Source organism: Vibrio sp. CCB-PB317 (genome assembly GCF_022808245.1).
GTDB lineage: Bacteria > Pseudomonadota > Gammaproteobacteria > Enterobacterales > Vibrionaceae > Vibrio > Vibrio diabolicus.
Genome location: NZ_JALGNU010000002.1, coordinates 1,406,524 through 1,424,236, shown reverse-complemented (window position 1 = coordinate 1,424,236; position 17,713 = coordinate 1,406,524). Strand labels below are relative to the sequence as shown.

The 17,713-nt window shown below is 45.7% G+C and carries 16 protein-coding genes; 8 read left to right on the top strand and 8 right to left on the bottom strand.

Annotated elements, in window-relative coordinates; all coding sequences use genetic code 11:
• Positions 1–20 precede the first annotated feature (20 nt).
• From MTR11_RS15300 to moeA, 5 genes are all read right to left on the bottom strand, one after another.
• Entirely contained in the window at positions 21–317 is a 297-nt protein-coding gene (locus MTR11_RS15300) for a hypothetical protein (protein ID WP_005396101.1), read from the bottom strand.
• A gap of 140 nt (positions 318–457) precedes the next feature.
• Positions 458–913 carry a hypothetical protein gene (locus tag MTR11_RS15295; RefSeq protein WP_047008137.1) on the bottom strand — a complete coding sequence of 152 codons (456 nt, stop codon included), beginning with the start codon at positions 911–913 and terminating at the stop codon, positions 458–460.
• A 10-nt stretch (positions 914–923) separates the two neighbouring features.
• A complete protein-coding gene (locus MTR11_RS15290; protein ID WP_243327994.1) occupies positions 924–3,035 on the bottom strand; it encodes an LruC domain-containing protein in 2,112 nt (703 codons plus the stop codon).
• A 185-nt stretch (positions 3,036–3,220) separates the two neighbouring features.
• Entirely contained in the window at positions 3,221–3,970 is a 750-nt protein-coding gene (gene moeB, locus MTR11_RS15285; RefSeq protein ID WP_074190499.1) for a molybdopterin-synthase adenylyltransferase MoeB, read from the bottom strand.
• 9 nt (positions 3,971–3,979) lie between these two features.
• Positions 3,980–5,215 (bottom strand): molybdopterin molybdotransferase MoeA, encoded by a 1,236-nt coding sequence (moeA, locus tag MTR11_RS15280; RefSeq protein WP_243327993.1) that lies wholly within the window; start codon positions 5,213–5,215, stop codon positions 3,980–3,982.
• 287 nt (positions 5,216–5,502) lie between these two features.
• Here moeA and folE point away from each other — a divergent pair, with 287 nt between their 5' ends.
• Entirely contained in the window at positions 5,503–6,156 is a 654-nt protein-coding gene (folE, locus tag MTR11_RS15275; RefSeq protein WP_006741127.1) for a GTP cyclohydrolase I FolE, read from the top strand.
• Positions 6,157–6,431: 275 nt separating this feature from the next.
• The gene (locus MTR11_RS15270) at positions 6,432–7,670 is read left to right on the top strand and encodes an NRAMP family divalent metal transporter (protein ID WP_006741126.1); all 1,239 of its coding nucleotides are present in this window, start codon (positions 6,432–6,434) and stop codon (positions 7,668–7,670) included.
• A gap of 46 nt (positions 7,671–7,716) precedes the next feature.
• Here the strand turns inward: MTR11_RS15270 and MTR11_RS15265 are convergent, their stop codons facing one another.
• Together MTR11_RS15265 and clcA are read right to left on the bottom strand one after the other, a co-directional pair.
• Positions 7,717–8,664: a TDT family transporter gene (locus tag MTR11_RS15265; RefSeq protein WP_199804270.1), complete on the bottom strand. Its 948-nt coding sequence runs from the start codon at positions 8,662–8,664 to the stop codon at positions 7,717–7,719.
• 256 nt (positions 8,665–8,920) lie between these two features.
• Positions 8,921–10,324, bottom strand: a complete 1,404-nt coding sequence (clcA, locus tag MTR11_RS15260; protein WP_005396086.1) for a H(+)/Cl(-) exchange transporter ClcA — start codon at positions 10,322–10,324, stop codon at positions 8,921–8,923.
• 650 nt (positions 10,325–10,974) lie between these two features.
• On the opposite strand from clcA, the gene MTR11_RS15255 reads away from it, so the two are divergent.
• Positions 10,975–11,394: a hypothetical protein gene (locus MTR11_RS15255; RefSeq protein ID WP_243327992.1), complete on the top strand. Its 420-nt coding sequence runs from the start codon at positions 10,975–10,977 to the stop codon at positions 11,392–11,394.
• Here MTR11_RS15255 and MTR11_RS15250 read toward each other — a convergent pair.
• Complete coding sequence (locus MTR11_RS15250; protein WP_047008143.1) at positions 11,375–11,788, bottom strand: helix-turn-helix domain-containing protein; 414 nt, start codon at positions 11,786–11,788, stop codon at positions 11,375–11,377. The genes MTR11_RS15255 and MTR11_RS15250 overlap by 20 nt on opposite strands.
• A gap of 95 nt (positions 11,789–11,883) precedes the next feature.
• On the opposite strand from MTR11_RS15250, the gene MTR11_RS15245 reads away from it, so the two are divergent.
• The 5 genes from MTR11_RS15245 (at position 11,884) to MTR11_RS15225 (ending at position 17,710) form a co-directional block, all read left to right on the top strand.
• Complete coding sequence (locus tag MTR11_RS15245) at positions 11,884–12,792, top strand: aldo/keto reductase (protein WP_047008144.1); 909 nt, start codon at positions 11,884–11,886, stop codon at positions 12,790–12,792.
• Positions 12,793–13,159: 367 nt separating this feature from the next.
• Complete coding sequence (locus MTR11_RS15240; protein WP_005396082.1) at positions 13,160–14,164, top strand: response regulator; 1,005 nt, start codon at positions 13,160–13,162, stop codon at positions 14,162–14,164.
• Positions 14,164–14,601 carry a PAS domain-containing protein gene (locus MTR11_RS15235; protein ID WP_005396081.1) on the top strand — a complete coding sequence of 146 codons (438 nt, stop codon included), beginning with the start codon at positions 14,164–14,166 and terminating at the stop codon, positions 14,599–14,601. Before MTR11_RS15240 ends, MTR11_RS15235 begins: the two co-directional genes overlap by 1 nt.
• Before the next feature lie 86 nt (positions 14,602–14,687).
• Positions 14,688–16,229: an NAD(P)H-hydrate dehydratase gene (locus MTR11_RS15230; protein ID WP_243327991.1), complete on the top strand. Its 1,542-nt coding sequence runs from the start codon at positions 14,688–14,690 to the stop codon at positions 16,227–16,229.
• Positions 16,230–16,666: 437 nt separating this feature from the next.
• Complete coding sequence (locus MTR11_RS15225; RefSeq protein WP_005396079.1) at positions 16,667–17,710, top strand: GMP reductase; 1,044 nt, start codon at positions 16,667–16,669, stop codon at positions 17,708–17,710.
• Positions 17,711–17,713 lie beyond the last annotated feature (3 nt).

Sequence of the window (17,713 nt, the reverse complement as noted above, 5' to 3'; positions counted from 1 at the left end):
GGGAAGTTCGCACAGTATCTTTACTCACAGCGAATGAATGAAAGGGATGAGTCAAAACTTGAGCGGGATGCTTGGTGGAACAACGCAATAGAGCCCACTGGACAAGATGCGGACACTGGAACCGTCACTCGTTGTTGCTCTATCTCAGGTGAATTAATAGTGAGGTACCGACGTTGACCATCAAGGGACTGAGTTAAAGTGTTGCTAATGACGGTGGCTGAAACCGTGTTTTCATCCGTTTGCTTAATGAGCAACAAGAGCACAAGTAGGGCAATGAAACCGCTGAAGACCAACATATAGGTTTTGGGATTATCCAATTTGCGCTCCATTGCTATTGTTTCAAGTAATCATTTTGTTTTACAACAAAAAAATCGCATGTTCAAAGAACGATGCGATTTTGTCTTAAAACCTGTGGCTTGCGCCAGTCCCGAGTATCAATGCTCACCAATAGAGCATCTTACATGCGCCATGTCGTATTTCCGGTTGAGACGACTTTTTGAAGAGGTTCTGAGCCATCGTAGAACCAAATTTCGACTAACAGGTTATCTTGGCTGTCCGAGGTGGAGAAGTCTAATTTAGCTTTCCCACTCGTCAGCGCAGCAGAAGCAATATTGCTCGAATATTTCGCTTGGTAGGTTCCAGACGCATCTTCACGGTACTCCTTATAAATGCTCAGATGTGCGCGCTGTAAAGAGTAACCACTAATATCTACCGCAAGTGAGCTTTCTAACCTTGGGTCATAATCGAACCCATCTGGTACGTCTAAATTTTGCATGCTTGGCTCTTCAACAATAACGGTAGTTTGAGCTGGAGGTGGAGTAGCGCTATCGTTGCTTTTGTCTCCACCGCCGCCACCGCCACCGCCGCAGGCTGTTAACGCTAATCCCATGATGATTGTGATTAAGTTTTTCATGATGTTTCTCCTATGGAATGTAACGTTTGTTTGCTTTAGGTTGGGTATGCCAGTTTGCTCCTTCTCGCCCACCAGACTCGGCGTAGGTGGCAAACTCTGGGTAAGCGTCAACTAAGTCAACTTTCTCTAGCGGCCAATTCCACTCTTCGACGATAAGCAATGCCCAAGGGAGGTTGTTCGCTGTTTTGAAGTACACGCCTCGAGCCGGGTCACTTGCGTCTACGCCCACGCCATATAGGTTTGCGTCATCAAACTGCTCAGTTGGTGCTTGGTCTGGCAAATGTACTTCCCATTTTCTACCTGGTTGAAAGGTGATGCCATCGCCGTGATATGTATTGGGGGTGGCAAAGATAAATGGGTCATAAGGCATGGCCTGTAGCGCTGAGCGGTCGGCTCCTTCCTTAAAGTAGATGGTCAGTGTGAAAGACAACGCGACGTTATCATTACAACCCGTTTGGGTTCGAAAATACGCACATTGACTTTGCGCATACTGACTGAGGTCGTCACTGATAATGAAGATGGCTTCTTCTGATATCGCTTCTAGACCGTTGGTCGGTTGTTCTTTGCCATTAAACGTTAGCTTTGTTAAGCCGTTTTCAATGCTTGCTTTCGAAACGCCAGGTAGACGAATAGCAAAGCCATTTTTATAGCCAGCCCCATAGGCGGCCAGATCTCCGCTAATTTGGATATTTTCCACCGTGCCGTCCATACGTGTTTCAGTCATACGGAACTTAATGACTACGTCATTCATGTCGTAGTCAGCGGTGTAAGGCCAGTTGTCTTCATACGCGACCGTTGCGTAGGAATCGGCACTTGGGAAGTGCTGTACGGATACGCCGTTTTCAGTGATTGTGATTGGGTAATCTTCTACTTCACCTGATGTTGATCCGCCATCGAAGTTCAGACCAGTTTGTTGGCTAAAGCGGAATCGGCTCCAGCTAGGACCTGCGGTTGCCAGTTCAGAGACGACAAATGGAAGCGTATTGCTGCCTGCAGAGAGTAACTCATCAGTGAATACTTGCTCACCTTCGTCAGCAAAGTCACCATCTCGGTTCCAGTCAAACCAAGCTGACAAGTAGCCGGATGTCGATGCAGTTACGTTCACTAGTGAACTTAACCCTGGGTCGAGTGCGGTAACAAAGCCGACGCCATCTTCATCTGCTGTACCAACTTTGTTATCTCCAGACGGAGCCACTTGTCCATCGGCATCACTATCTGGCGCAATGGTGCCAAGCCAAGTTACACCATCAACAGCGTGGCGTGGTCCGTTAGAAGAGAGCAAGGTAGCGTAAGTGTCAGGTGCATCACCAAAGTCAATTGGCTCGTCTTCGTCAATAACAGGAGCGTTCGCGCATCGGGCACCGTCATTTTGGCTGGAACTTGGACCGTTAGACACAAACTCTACAGCAGGAACAATGCCCGCAGCGATATTGGCTGCATTGTTTTCTGATAAGTCGACGCGATAAATTTTGCCGTCCTGATTACGCGATACGTAGTAGTTTCCGTTTACATCAAAGTAGCCTGCACCAAAGGTACCCGTTTCCCCTGTATTGCCGATCGCGGTTGCTTGGCCTGTTTTTGTATCGAATTTATACAATACGCCAGACCCATTATCGATACCATAGAGCGCACCGTCGCCAGGGTGGAACGCAAAATCGGTTAAACTCACGCTTGCATTTGATGTGATTTTATTCAGGGTTAAGGTAGCATTTGGGTCCGTATCTAACGGCGACAGATCAATGGAAAATAGTCCTTTACCTTTGCGATACAAGTAGTAGACGTGGTTGTACACGTCGCCGACAAAAAACGTATGGCTAGGAAGCCCTTGTACGTTGAGAGTTTCTGCTTGAAAGTCCTGGCCTAAACGTACGATTTTCAAGTTGGTTGTATCGTAACCATAGATGTATCGATCAGTGAAGTTGAAACCGACGCCGTTAATACCAGATGCTAAGCCCACATCGTCGGTCAGTAACTTGGTTGATCCGGTAACCAGATTAACGCCGTAAACTTGCACTGGGGTCGATTGGAATAAATATGCTTTGCTCGGACAAGTGTCGAATGGCGCTGCGCTTACGTATGCGCTTGCAAACAGAGATCCAAGTAATAGTGATGTCCTTTTCATGATTCGCCCTCTCATTGGTTTGTATGATATGCAATGAAAGGAATGTGCCAGTTTTTAACTTACTGTTTATAATGAATTTTATATCGGTAAGTTATTTGGTTCGAAATATGAATCTCAGAATAAGAAAAAGCTCAACGTTACGTTGAGCTTTTTGAGAATCTTCATTGATAAGCTGACAGCATTACTTAGCCACAAACAGGGCAGGTCGGCATTTTCATCAAATTCATTTCCCGCCAGGACATGCTAAACGCATCGAGAATGAGGATCTTCCCTTTTTTGGGTTGGCCGTAATTTGCAATCACCTTGATGGTTTCCATCGCTTGTACAGCGCCTACAATACCCACAACAGGCGCCATGACGCCAGCTTCAACGCAACTTAATGCACTGCTGCCGAATAGCGCGCTCAAACACTGATAGCACGGTTGAGTTGGGTCGTCGTACGTAAACACACTCACTTGGCCTTCCATACGAATGGCTGCACCAGAAATAAGCGGTGTTTTTGTTGCAAAGCAGAGTCGGTTGAGTTGATTGCGAGTGTCGACGTTATCTGAAGCATCGACCACCACAGTGTGTTGTTCAATCAAAGCTTGAAGCTGAGTGTCGTCAAGGCGTTTAGCGACGGTGTTTACTTCGATATGAGGATTAAGTTCCCGCAATGCATCCGCCGCGGAGTCAACCTTTTTACTGCCAATATCGGCGTCGTGGTGCAATACTTGGCGTTGTAAATTGGAGAGCTCAACAATATCGTCATCGATAAAAGTAATATTGCCAACACCAGCCGTGGCAAGGTATTGGCTAGAAGCGCAACCTAAACCGCCAGCACCCAAAATAAGCACTGAGCTTTGTTTGAGCGCTTCTTGCCCTTCGAAATCGAACTGGCGAAGAATGATCTGGCGGTTATAGCGCAGCATCTCCTGATCGGAAAGAATATCCACGGTATGTTCCTAGTATAACGTTGAGTTAAACAGTTGGATTTGAACCGTTTCGCCAACTTCCACACGGCCACGTTCACGTTCCAACACAACAAAGCAGTTTGCCAAACTCATTGAGCGAAAGGCTCCTGAACTTTGGTTGCCAGTGGTTTCAACGACAAATTTACCGTTTTCTAGAGTATAGATACCGCGTTGGTAGTCTGTACGTCCCGGCGCTTTCTTAAATGCGGTTTTAGTCGTAGCAGGGATAGACTCAGGCGCTTTCCATTCAGTGTGGCCAGCCAATTTAGCCAACATTGGTTGAACAAGTACGTACATGGTTAGCACTGCAGATACAGGGTTACCTGGTAGCCCACAGAACCAAGCAGTACTTAACTTGCCAAATGCGAAAGGTTTACCCGGCTTGATTGCCAGTTTCCAGAAACCGATTTCGCCAAGTTCTTCAAGAATGTCTTTAGTGTAATCTGCTTCACCAACGCTGACGCCGCCAGACGTTACAACTACATCCGCGAGAGTTTGTGCTTTTTCGAATGTTGCTTTTAGTGTTTCTGGGCAGTCAGGGATAATGCCAAGATCAATCGCTTCACAGCCAAAGTTTTCGATTAGCGGCTTAATACCGTAACGATTACTGTCGTAGATTTGACCCGCCTTGAGTGGCTCTCCTAATGGTTTAAGTTCATCACCTGTGGAGAAAAATGCCACCTTTGGCTTACGCACGACGGTGACATGGCTGACACCAAGAGAGGCAATCATTGGAATATCGCGCGGTGTCAGGCGCGCGCTTTTTGCCAATACAATATCGCCTTGCTTGATGTCGTCACCCGTAGGGCGGATGTTATTTTGCGGCTTCACATCCGTTTGGTTGAACTGAATACCAGCGTCGGTCACTTCCGTATTTTCTTGCATGATAACGGCATCACAGCCTTCCGGAATTTTCGCGCCAGTCATGATTCGAACACAAGTGCCTGCCGGCCATTCACCCTCAAAAGGCTGACCTGCGAAGGATTTACCTGCCAGAGGCAACACTGTAGACACTTCTAGGTCTTGAATACGAATGGCATAACCGTCCATCGCTGAATTGTCGAAAGGGGGCACGTGAATTGGCGATAAAATGTCTTCAGCCAGCACAAAACCCAGAGCGTCAGCAAGAGGAAGAGAAAGTGTCGTTTGGATAGGTTTGATTCGCGATAGCATCTTATCCATCGCTTCTTCAATTGGCATCAAGCCAGGTGCGTCGCAGCAGCCCATTGAGATAATCCTATGTTCTTTTGTTTTGTGGCAACTCTACCATAAAAGGGGACCGAGTAAGAATGTCCACCTATAAAATATGGGTGTAATTATTCAAAAATCCGAGTATCCTTGTCACCCATCCGAAAGGGGTAAAGTTCCTACGGAGCATGAGAAAATAGCTCAGTGTATTCTTGTTATGTGCCTTGGCGTTATAAACATCGGACTGAGCGACTTTAACGCTACGGGATGAAAACACGGCAATTGTATTTCACACCGAGAGTGGTAGTTACAAAAGAGGAAGTGGAATGTCAGGTCTTAGCGAGTCAGCAAAGTTAGTGAAAGAAGCGCTAGAGCAACGCGGGTTAGAAACACCAATGCGCCCTAATGCCGTTAGCCGTGAAGAGAAGAAGGAAAAGATTGAATACCACATGCGTGAGATTCTTGGTCTGCTTCAGCTCGACCTTACGGATGATAGCTTAGAGGAAACGCCACACCGCATTGCAAAAATGTACGTGGACGAGATTTTCTCTGGTTTGGATTACTCCAACTTCCCCAAGATCACAGTTATCGAAAACAAGATGAACGTGAGCGAAATGGTTCGCGTGAAAGACATTACTGTGACCAGTACGTGCGAACACCACCTTGTGACAATCGACGGTAAAGCCGCTGTTGCTTATATTCCTCGCGGTAAGATCATTGGCCTGTCTAAGATCAACCGAATTGTTCGTTTCTTTGCGCAACGCCCTCAAGTTCAAGAGCGCATGACCCAGCAAATACTTGTTGCTTTGCAAACATTGCTTGAGTCTGACGATGTAGCGGTGACTATCGACGCGACGCATTACTGTGTGAAGTCACGCGGCGTGATGGATGCCACCAGTGAAACCACGACTACAGCGTTAGGTGGTATTTTTAAGAGCAACCCAGCGACCCGTGCTGAATTTCTGCATGGCCTGCGTTAATCAAATCGACAAATAAAATTGAGAGAGGATGGCGAGTTGCCATCCTTTTTTATATCTTTTATATCCAAATCATAGTCAAGTGAGTCGCAATAAATAGTAATTATGCAATTGTGTATTGACAGTCACATTCGTTGCTCTTAATATATGCGCCCAATGAACGGCTACAAATTGTAATCTTTTGTTTTAAAAAGAGATATTTCTCTAAGTTCAGCTGATCTCGGTCAGTTGTCTTTCTATTTTCTAATAATAGAAAGACAACAAATTTGGGACTCGGCATGACTACACAAAGCACTATCAGCACCTCCTCTATTTCAGCTCCAGTTACAGAAAGCAGTTGGCAAAAGAAAGCCATGCTTAGTGTCGCTTTTTTGATGGCGACAACCTCTGTGGGTCCCGGCTTTTTGACTCAAACCGCAGTCTTCACAAATATCTACAAAGTCGACATGGCATTTCCAGTTTTGGCTTCTATTTTTATCACGTTTGGTATCGTGATGAACTTGTGGCGTATTGTCGGCGTTTCTGGCATGCGAATCCAAGACATTGCGAACAAAGTGGCACCCGGCATGGGTTATGGTGTTGGTATTCTCCTTGCGCTTGGTGCAGTGGCGTTTAACTTTGGCAACGTGAGTGGCGCAGCGTTAGGCATCAATGTGCTAACGGGCGTGGACACAACATGGGGCGCACTTTTTACCGGTGTCGTTGGCTGTTTGTTGTTTGTGGTTCATAACGCCTCCAAACGAATGGACCAAATGGCCCGCTACCTTGGCTTGTTCATGATTGTTCTGATCGCATACGTGGCTATGACGAGTTTACCTCCGATGGGAGAGACACTAAGTGCAGCGGTGATGCCTATGGATGTTGGTAGTTTGCTTCTGCCTACGTTGACTATCGTTGGCGGCGCAGTTGGCGGTTACTACACGGGTGCACAACGCTTAGTAGACATCGGCTTGAAAGGCAAAGAGAACGTGCCTTCCATCACCTCAACAGCGTGGGCTGGTATTTCTATTGCGGTGGTTATTCGAATCCTACTGTTTTTGGCAGTGTTTGGCGTTATCGCGACAGGCGCAACGCTGGATACGGCTAACCCTGCGGCGGATGCTTTCCGTCAAGGTGCTGGCCAGCTTGGTTACTTCATCTTTGGTTTAGTACTGTTTGTAGCTTCCATCACGTCTGTGGTTGGCAACTCTTACATGGCTATATCATTAATTAAGACGCTTTTCCCAGTTGTGGCGCGAAACGAGAAAGCGTGGTGTGTTGGTTTCATTATCCTAACCTCGCTAGGCACGGTAACCATGGACATGCCAATTCTTCTTTTGATGCTAGCGGGCCTAGTGAACAGCATTATTCTTCCTATCGTTTTGGGCACTGTATTGGTTGCGACAAAACGCAAAGATATTGTCGGTGACTACCAACACCCAATGTACTTAACGCTAACTGGAGCAGCGATTGTTATCGTAATGGCGGCATCGAGTTTGACTAACATTGGGAACTTCATGGCGAAGTTTGCGGGTTGATGTCTTATTGATAGAGATAAACAGCGGCCTCAGATGAGGCCGTTTTTTAAGCTTGTTTAGAGGGCGACTTAACGATTTCTGGCCAATACATTTTGATGTAACCTGCCGATACCCAAACCACCAACACAGTCGCAATGCTGAGCTCCAAAAAGCCAAAATCGTGTAGCCAGTGCCAATGTGGGTGCGATTCGGCAAAAAAGGAGGTTAAGCGGTGCATCGCAATGGCACTGATCACGGAAGGAAAGGTTACCGCCGCGATAGAAGGTTGAAACTTCAATCGAAGTAAGCGGAAGTAACACAGGTAGATCAATAACGTCATTGTGATAGCAATCCCTGCTAATGCGCCCGTCAGTATCGGATCGGGAAGGGGAAAGTTCACCAAGTATGCCGCCAATGACAAGTTTACCGGTGCGGCCATAATTGCGAGGGTCGGCCTGGCTCGTCTCGGTAGAGATCCGAAAAACACCAAACGATAGAGCACCAGCGGTAACATAAAGAAATAAATGCCAATGCACATCATCGCTAAGGTTTCAGAGAATAGGTTGTGACCCAATTGGGAGCCTGCTAATGAGCTGCTGATCAGTCCCACTGGATATAGAAACCAGCTAGGTACGATATTCGACATTTTGAAGTTCATTAGCTGAAAGCTAAAAAACAGTACCATCATAGTAAAATGCAGCAAAAGTGCCATAAACCAGAGTGGATAAGCAATGATTGCTGCTACAGAAGCAAGATAATCTGCAAGGATCAGTAACGCCATACTCATGGGGGCCATTAAGCTACCGCTCAATGGGTGACGAATGTCGACCATAAATAATCGTGGATTCGTGGCATATTTTATCAGCACAGGGGCGAGTAAAAGCGCGCCGAGTGACGCTAAAAATGGGCGTATTGGTTCACCAATTTCAGGGACATAGAGTGCCCAAGCTTGTCCTAAACCTATCATACCTAGCGCTAACGCGGCTTGAGACGGCGGAACGCTATAAAACTGCACAAGTCTTCTCCAGTTCAAATCTACTCCATTTGATTTTTGCCTGAATGAAACGTGATGATTTGGATGAAATGCTCTATTTGAGTAGCGAATACTAGCAAGTTTAGAGAGTGCTTACTCATTAAAGGTGGTGAGGAAATATCAGAGAATGGTGTTTTTGTGAGTTTGGTATCGAATATTTGGGAAAGGATGTAAAAATGTAGAGTTTATCGCTCCAAACCCTTCGATAGTTTGGAGCGAAATAATAACAAAGCGAGAATTATGTCGATTGGTTTTCAGGAAGATCCTGCTGACGTAACTTATCGTTTTTGATTGTACGATGTAGCAACTGGCTGTAAATCGGTTGTCCGCCAAACAACTGAGCAATAATCACGGCACCTAAACAAGTAATGATAAGTGGTAGAATTAAGTAGTAGTTATTGGTCATTTCAATCACCAACAAAATGCCCGTGATCGGTGCGCGTACCGTTGCAGCAAACAGGGCCCCCATGCCCGCAATAGCAAATACGCCAGGTTCGATATCAAGCGTAGGAAGCAACACATCAGCACTCGCTCCGAATGCATAGCCAAACAAGGTCCCCAGAGCAAGCATAGGTGCAAAGATACCACCCGGCGCACCAGAGCCAAAGCATAGCAACGTCGTGATGACGCGACCAAAGAAAAGCAGAACTAAAACGGATACCGAGTAGTTGCCATTGGTAATATCAGGAATAAGGCCGATGCCACCGCCAGTTAGCTGTGGCACGTATAAGAGAAGCAGACCAAAAATGCCCCCAAGTAGTGAACCCACGATTAAATAGCGTTTACGATCGTTTTTGTGAATTGCGACAAAACTGTCTTGTGCCACGGTAATCAATTTATTGAAGATCACTCCGAATACGCCAAACAATGCGCCAAGCAATAGAAACAACCAAAGGGACTGAAGCTCTGGAGAGTGATATTGCGGCATTGTGATGACAGCGTCTTGCCCGTTGATGGCGCGAAACACAATGTTGGCCATAATAGCAGAGATGATCACCGCACGAATTGAGATCAGAGAATAGCGAAACTGAGGTCGCATTTCCTCCACAACGAACATAATGCCTGCGAGTGGGGCATTAAAGGCGGCAGCCAAACCACCAGCGGCACCTGAAGCGAGTAGGGAGTGACGAGTATCGTCATCTTTCACACGGAAAATATCGGTCACCATTCGACCAACTGCGCCGCCCATTTGAACTGTCGGACCTTCGCGACCAAGTACCATACCGGAGCCAAGTGCTCCCATGCCGCCGAAGAATTTAACAGGTAGAACTCGCCACCAGCGCACTGGACGAATGTTGTCCATCGCGCCTTCTATTTCTGGGATGCCTGATCCCGCAGCCTCTGGAGCAAATCGGTGAACAAGAAAGTAACCAACAAAAGCAAGCAGAGCACTGATCAGTACAGCAGCAAGCCAAAGAGGAAGTACGCTACCGATTTCGCTTCTTAGCCATTCGGTACGAGTTTCAGAAACAAAATGAACAGCAAGTTCGAAGTAAGTGCCGACAAAACCAGCTAGTGTGCCAACGATTGCGGCCATAATCAGGACAGAAAATGGTGTGGACCCTCGAGAGACAAACTGGTTAATCGCATCTTTCGGTACGTGCGCTAACACAGATTTCACAATTCTCTCTCGTTTGGTCATTAACAAGTTCTCCTGTTGCTGGTGGAAGGGACGCGAGAAAGTATACGCTTCGCAGAGTCTAGACCTAATCAATAAAGATGCAATTTAGCTTTTCACTATTGAGTGTTCGAAGTGTCGCGATGTCATTCATTCACCAAGACTGTGCTATTGCTCTCATAATTTGGGATAAAAAACTTGTTTTTTGAGCAAAATGAACCATGCTTTAGGTGTAAAGCAACATGACTGCTTCAGAAGGAGGGATGTGAGGTTTTACACACAATTTGGATGGATTCAAACCCTACGGTAAGTCCTCGTTTTATGTTCGGGATGCATCAATAGACATCTCCGATTCGCACACTCACGATTGAGTAACGAGGTAGAGGCGCACGCAAATGTGCGCCTTCTTAATTTCTGCTCTACAACTTTCCGCACTACCTGCCACTATTTTTATCTTGAACAATTTCTACTAGTCGGTAATGTCTGGGTTCGATGTTAATCAACCAGAGTAATTCATGCGCTTTTATCCTCGAGTCCTGTTTTCTTTATGTTGTTTTTCGGTAACGTTTCCAGCATTTTCGACGCCGAGTTGGTGGCAGGACACGTTGTCTTCAATACCGTACTCCAATTTAAAAGAGCGTATAGAGACAAGGGGAAGCTGGTATCGCTGTGACGTGCAGCAGCAAGATGCTTCAACGTATTTCAGCACATTTTGTTTGGACGATTTTTCGTACTATCAGCAGCATCTGTATGGTGAAGTTGTGTTGGGAAAGGACAGTGCTCAGTTCTCTTTTTTGACCGAATATCAATGGCAAAGTCTCAATGACTTAATCCTCAATTTAAGAAAAGACGGGTTGGTTTTACGTAGTATAACTATCGGACAAGAGCACTATGACGTCTTTGAAGCGCTGGAAAAGAAATCTTCTGAGCTCGTCGATAAAGAAGTTATCTTGTTGATAAACCGCTATCCGCAAGAAACGATTCGAAGCTTATTTTGGGTAAAACCGGACGAGTTTTCGTCGCCATCACCGTCTTTAAATGTGGAATTGCACAGCGATGGCGAAATTATCGATGTTAAAGTGACTCGTTTTTAGATTCTTTATGGAGAGATAGGAAGGTCACCATCGCAGACTCGTCTAAAAATCCATCCGATTTTTTGTGCGCACGCAGGTATTGATAGCCAGCGATGAGCTTACGGTGCTGTTGTTCTGCCTCATCTGGCAACGGCTGATTCATAACGTGTTGAAATGCAAGTTTGTACGCATCCATATCTACGACTTCAGCGCGGCGATATAAATAACCACATCCGGTCGCTAACCATTCAAGAGAGCAGTTGGCTCGCATCGCAATTTGATTTGCTTTCGTTAGGCTCGGTTCACTGCCTTTTAAATATTTGCGTATTAAAGCTTCAGACACATCAACGCGTCGTGCAAATCCGCTGATGCTTTCTTCTCCGATCAAGGTGGCTAGGCGTTGGGCAAAAGACATATTTCGTACTCCAGTTCGAATTGCCAAAGTTTACCCGTTGAGCCGATGTGAAAACAAGACTACGATGAATGCAGATCAATTGAAGGAGAAAAACCATGGTTGCAAAAGTTGTGACTGCACCAAAAGGCCCTGAGTTCTCAGAGCTGGTCCAAGGATATTGGCGTGCAGTTGATTGGGGCATGACTGCTCAAGAGCGTTTGTCATTCCTAAAGCAACATATTGAGTTAGGCATTACCACGGTCGATCACGCAGACATATACGGTAATTACGAGTGTGAGAAATTGTTTGGTGAAGCACTTGCTCTCGATAAGAGCGTGCGAGAGCAGATTCAGATCGTCACAAAGTGTGATATCAACCTGTGCGGAGATAAAACACCAGAGCGTAAGATCAATCACTACGATACAAGTTCCGCTCACATCTACCAATCGGTGAATAACTCGCTTGAACGTTTGAATGTGGACGAAATCGATGTGCTTTTAATCCATCGCCCTGACGTGTTAATGGATGCCGATGAAGTGGCTGAAGCATTCTCAGAGTTACACAAAGTGGGTAAAGTGAAGCACTTTGGTGTATCTAACTTTACTCCACGTCAGTTTGAGCTGTTGCAATCTCGTTTAGGTAAGCCTCTTGTGACTAACCAAGTGGAAATCAACCCGCTTAATTTTGAAGTTGCACATGATGGAACGCTTGATCAAATGCAAATGCTGCGTACGCGCCCAATGGCTTGGTCTTGCCTCGGTGGTGGCTCAATCTTCAGTGGTGACAGTGAGCAAGCCGTTCGTGTTCGCAACGAATTAGAAGCGATTCGCGAAGAAGTGGGGGCGACTAGCATTGACCAAGTGATTTACGCTTGGGTACGTCGTTTGCCATCTAACCCAATTCCAATCATTGGCTCTGGTAAGATTGAGCGTGTGCAAACGGCAGTAAATGCGCTGAATATCGAATTGACTCGAGAGCAATGGTATCGCGTATGGGTGGCTTCTAAAGGTCACGGTGTGCCATAGACGTGACATTTTATTGATGAACACATTATTCAAGGCACCCTATGAAAGGGTGCTTTTTTATTGCTACGCGATACCGATTTACCCAGTACTCATACTGAGCAGATAGAGTGGGAGTAAAAACGGATTTTTAATTTAAAATGCAACTTTGTGCTTATTTTTAATGGAGGCGTTTTATCCATGTTTGTTTCATGTCACTAAACAGCGAATGGGATGTTTGCTTTTTCGCCATTTTGTTCACTCATCCATTCATATTGCGTATGCTTATTGAATAAAAAAAGAAATAAAAACTCGTCAGTTTTCTCGTATTACATGCTGTAACAATCTGTTAGACTCCGGCGCAGATTGTGGAATATAAAAAGGTGATTGAATGTCTTTTCCCGTACTCATCTGTGATGATTCAGCGTTAGCACGCAAACAGATGGCGAGATCACTACCAGCCACATTGAATGCCGATATTACGTTTGCTATCCACGGAAAAAATGCGCTAGAAGAACTCGAAAAGAATGAGTTTAAATTGATGTTTCTTGATTTGACCATGCCAGAAATGGATGGCTTTGAAACACTAGAAAACATGCAGCGGTTAGGGAATAAAACTCCCGTGGTTGTGGTGTCGGGGGATATCCAACCTAAAGCGAAAGAACGTGTGTTCGCACTGGGTGCAAAAGCGTTTATTCAAAAACCGATCGCCAAAGATGAACTCAAGAATGCGCTTAAAGAGTTGGTTGAGCCAGAGCCTCGTCCTCAAATTATCACGCCTGTTTCTATTGAGTTACCGATTTTACGTCGTCGCGATATTTACATGGAAGTGGCGAACGTCTCTATTGGTCGAGCCGCAGATGCATTGGCGCGTCACTTTGATGTGTTTGTGCAGTTACCGCTTCCGAACGTTAATATCTTCGAAGTGAGTGAACTACACATGGCTCTCCGTGACTTAGCGTCGCATGACAACGTATCGGGCGTTTGTCAGGGCTTTTGTGGCGAAGGTATTGCGGGTGAAGCTCTGGTGATTTTGAGCGATTCGAGCGTCTCGGATCTCAAGAAGTTGATGAAAGTGCCAGCTGACAGCGACGAACTGGAAGAGCTTGAGCTGCTCATGGATATTTCCAATATCTTGGTGGGGTCATTCTTAAATGGCTTAGGCGAACAATCTGAAGTGCGATTCTTCCAAAGCCCTCCAGTGCTTCTTGGTCAGCATATATCAATTGATTCGATCATTGAGTCTACGACGGGCGCATTCAGCCGCACCATGACATTCGAGGTGAGCTACAACATTGAGGGAACGTCAATCCGTTGTGATTTATTGTTTATGTTCGTCGATGAATCTTTGCCGCTGCTCGATAACAAACTGTCATATCTAATGGAGGAGTTCTAATGTTGAATATGCCAGCAGAGTTTGAACAATTCCATTGGATGGTCGACATGGTACAAAACGTCGACATGGGGCTCGTCGTCATTGACCGAGATTATAATGTGCAAGTGTGGAACGGGTTTATGACTCATCATAGTGGTTTGCAATCTCATGATGCAATTGGTCGTTCTATCTTTGATATTTTCCCTGAAATCCCGCAGGAATGGTTTAAGTTAAAAACAAAGCCCGTATATGATTTAGGTTGCCGCAGCTTTATTACGTGGCGCCAGCGTCCTTACTTGTTTCGCTGCCGTAACGTACGCCCTGTCACTCAGCAAGCGGAGTTTATGTACCAGAACGTTACGTTGAACCCCATGCGTACACCGACTGGGAAAATCAATTCGTTGTTTTTATCTATACAAGACGCGACGGCCGAAGCATTGATGTCTCAGAGTCAGTAGCGATAAAAAACTTTCTCAAAAGCCAAGGTTCGCCTTGGCTTTTTTGTATACTTATAATTGTGTTTCCTAATGCGCAGAACGTTAAGATGGACTTTAATCTCGCCCTAAAACTCTACACCGCAGAACAAGTAAAAAACGGTGAAACGCTGGCAGCGCAAATGGCTGGTGTTTCTATGTATAGCCTAATGCAACGCGCAGGTATGGCTGTGTATGAGCGTTTTTTACACTTGTATCCCAAATCAAAAAATATCTTAGTCATTTGTGGCAAAGGGAATAATGGTGGTGACGGATACGTCTTTGCCTCGCTTGCTAAACAAGCGCAACTCAATGTACAGGTTTTCCAACTTGGTGATGTGACTGCGCTCAAAGGTGATGCTTTACGCGCATATCAAGATTGGCAGTCCATCGATGGTGTTAACAATGATTGGGATGAGTGGAATACCGCATTGCTAGAAGCCGATGTGATCATTGATGCCATGTTAGGCACTGGTCTAAGTGGTGAGGTTCGTTCGGAGTACCGTCGCTACATTGAGCAAATCAATCAAATTCACACCCCAGTGATTGCAGTCGATATTCCTTCCGGGTTGTGTGCAAATACAGGTGCTATTTTAGGCGATGCCATTCATGCTGAGCATACTGTAACCTTCATTGGTGTTAAGCAAGGCTTGTGCACCGGACAAGCGAGAGATCGAGTTGGTGAACTCCACTTTTGTGGGTTGGGTGTAAATGTTGAGTTTGATTCTATCGAAGTAGAAAGTGCACTAGGTATTGATCATCAGGTTGTTTCAAGGTTAATGCCCAAGCCAAACCCGACAGCACACAAAGGTGACAATGGCAAACTACTTTGTGTTGGTGGTAACCAAGGTATGTCAGGAGCGATTCGCTTATGTTCCTCCGCTGCGGTTAGATCCGGAGCGGGTTTAACTGCCGCAATTACTCACCCGAATAGCCTTATTCCGCTACAGATTGGCTGCCCAGAAGTAATGAGCCAAAGCATCACCGCCGACTTACTCAGGGATACTGAGAATGACTTAACTAAACGCATTCGCTGGGCTGAAGTATTGGTGTTTGGTCCAGGTTTTGGTGATGATGAGTGGGCTTATCAAGCCTATCAATATCTGGCTCAAGAACCGAAACCTAAAGTTGTTGATGCTGATGGGCTCAATATTCTAGCGATGCTAAGCCAACGATGTGATGGCACTTTGGTGTGCGACAACCAGCGAGTGATCACGCCGCATCCTGGAGAGGCAGCTCGACTATTAAATGTGACCACTCAACAAATAGAAAGTGACCGATATTCTGCTGCAAGACAACTGCAAGAGCGTTATGGCGGTGTGGTGGTTTTAAAAGGCGCGGGAACACTTATTTACGATGGAACGAGAATGTACGTCTGCCTAGCGGGTAACGCCGGAATGGCGACGGGCGGAATGGGAGATGTGCTATCTGGTGTTATTGGTGCGTTGCTAGCTAAAGGGTTACCCATTTCCATTGCGGCACGTTTAGGTGTGGTACTCCACAGTCATGCTGCGGATATAAACGTGAGTCAGCATGGTCAAATTGGTCTTTTGGCAAGTGATGTTATAGGCACACTTCGTACCGCTATTACTCAACAAATCGATAGGACGTAGCTAGATCTCGCCCATCACTATGAAAAAATGATCGATTTTTTTGGAGTACTTTTTCCGAATTAGCAGCGCATCTTAGTATTAGGTGATTGAGTTTTAGGCAGATTTGAGAGGTGATGCGTTTTCATTTTAAAGGTATGACGCAAAGGTTTGCGCAATAGGTTAACTTAAACGTTTTCTTAAGTTGTTGATAATTATAAATAATGAGAAAAAATAACGACTTGAGGAGTGTTTTTGATATGCGATTATCAAGATGGTATCACAAAAAAAATTCAAATATCAGACTTGTAGGAAATAAATCACAGCCTATAATGCTGAAAACCGGAGCGTCTGCCAACGCTCCGGTTTTTTTGTGTCCGAAGAACAGTGAACTCGTCTGCCAACGAAATCACTACGCACTCTGAGATGACACATATACATATGAATCAAGGAATTACACAATGCGTATCGAACAAGAACTTAAGTTAGGTTTTAAAGATGTACTGTTTCGCCCGAAACGTTCTACCCTTAAGAGCCGTTCTCAAGTAAATTTAACCCGCGATTTTACATTCAAGCATAGTGGTCGTCAATGGTCTGGTGTGCCTGTAATCGCAGCAAACATGGATTCGGTTGGTAGCTTTGCAATGGCTAAAGCGCTAGCTGAGCATGGTGTAATGACTGCAGTTCACAAACATTACACGGTAGAAGATTGGGCTGAGTTTGCTAAATCAGCTGATAAAGCAACCCTGAATAACGTAATGGTGTCTACGGGAACATCTGACGCAGACTTCCAAAAAACCAAAGATATTATGGCGCTTTCAGATGAATTTATTTTCATCTGTATCGACATTGCAAATGGTTACTCAGAGCATTTAGTCGAGTATGTTGAACGCGTGCGAGCAGAGTTCCCAGACAAGGTGATTTCTGCGGGTAACGTGGTTACTGGTGATATGTGTGAAGAGTTGATCCTCGCTGGTGCAGACATCGTGAAAGTAGGCATTGGCCCTGGCTCAGTTTGTACAACTCGTGTAAAAACGGGTGTTGGTTACCCGCAGCTTTCTGCAATCATCGAGTGTGGCGATGCAGCGCACGGCCTTGGTGGCATGATCATCGGTGACGGCGGTTGCTCATGCGCAGGTGATGTATCCAAAGCATTCGGCGGCGGTGCGGACTTTGTTATGCTAGGCGGCATGTTAGCGGGCCACGAAGAGTCAGGCGGCGAAGTGATCGAGAAAGACGGCGAGAAGTTCATGAAGTTCTATGGAATGTCGTCGAAGAGCGCGATGGAGAAGCACTCAGGTGGTGTTGCTGGTTACCGCGCAGCCGAAGGAAAAACCGTACTATTACCTTACCGTGGAAGTGTTCACGGCACTATCCAAGACATCCTTGGCGGCGTTCGCTCAACTTGTACATACGTGGGTGCAGCAAAGCTTAAAGAGCTAACCAAGCGTACTACATTCATCCGCGTTCAAGAACAAGAGAACAACGTGTTCGGTAAAGAGTAAATC

Coding starts and splice junctions, on each gene's coding strand:
- folE (WP_006741127.1), top strand. CDS start 5,503: ATGTCAGGTCTTAGCGAGTCAGCAAAGTTAGTGAAAGAAGCGCTAGAG.
- MTR11_RS15270 (WP_006741126.1), top strand. CDS start 6,432: ATGACTACACAAAGCACTATCAGCACCTCCTCTATTTCAGCTCCAGTT.
- MTR11_RS15245 (WP_047008144.1), top strand. CDS start 11,884: ATGGTTGCAAAAGTTGTGACTGCACCAAAAGGCCCTGAGTTCTCAGAG.
- clcA (WP_005396086.1), bottom strand. CDS start 10,324: ATGACCAAACGAGAGAGAATTGTGAAATCTGTGTTAGCGCACGTACCG.
- MTR11_RS15250 (WP_047008143.1), bottom strand. CDS start 11,788: ATGTCTTTTGCCCAACGCCTAGCCACCTTGATCGGAGAAGAAAGCATC.
- MTR11_RS15295 (WP_047008137.1), bottom strand. CDS start 913: ATGAAAAACTTAATCACAATCATCATGGGATTAGCGTTAACAGCCTGC.
- MTR11_RS15240 (WP_005396082.1), top strand. CDS start 13,160: ATGTCTTTTCCCGTACTCATCTGTGATGATTCAGCGTTAGCACGCAAA.
- moeA (WP_243327993.1), bottom strand. CDS start 5,215: ATGGGCTGCTGCGACGCACCTGGCTTGATGCCAATTGAAGAAGCGATG.
- MTR11_RS15230 (WP_243327991.1), top strand. CDS start 14,688: ATGGACTTTAATCTCGCCCTAAAACTCTACACCGCAGAACAAGTAAAA.
- MTR11_RS15235 (WP_005396081.1), top strand. CDS start 14,164: ATGTTGAATATGCCAGCAGAGTTTGAACAATTCCATTGGATGGTCGAC.
- MTR11_RS15290 (WP_243327994.1), bottom strand. CDS start 3,035: ATGAAAAGGACATCACTATTACTTGGATCTCTGTTTGCAAGCGCATAC.
- MTR11_RS15225 (WP_005396079.1), top strand. CDS start 16,667: ATGCGTATCGAACAAGAACTTAAGTTAGGTTTTAAAGATGTACTGTTT.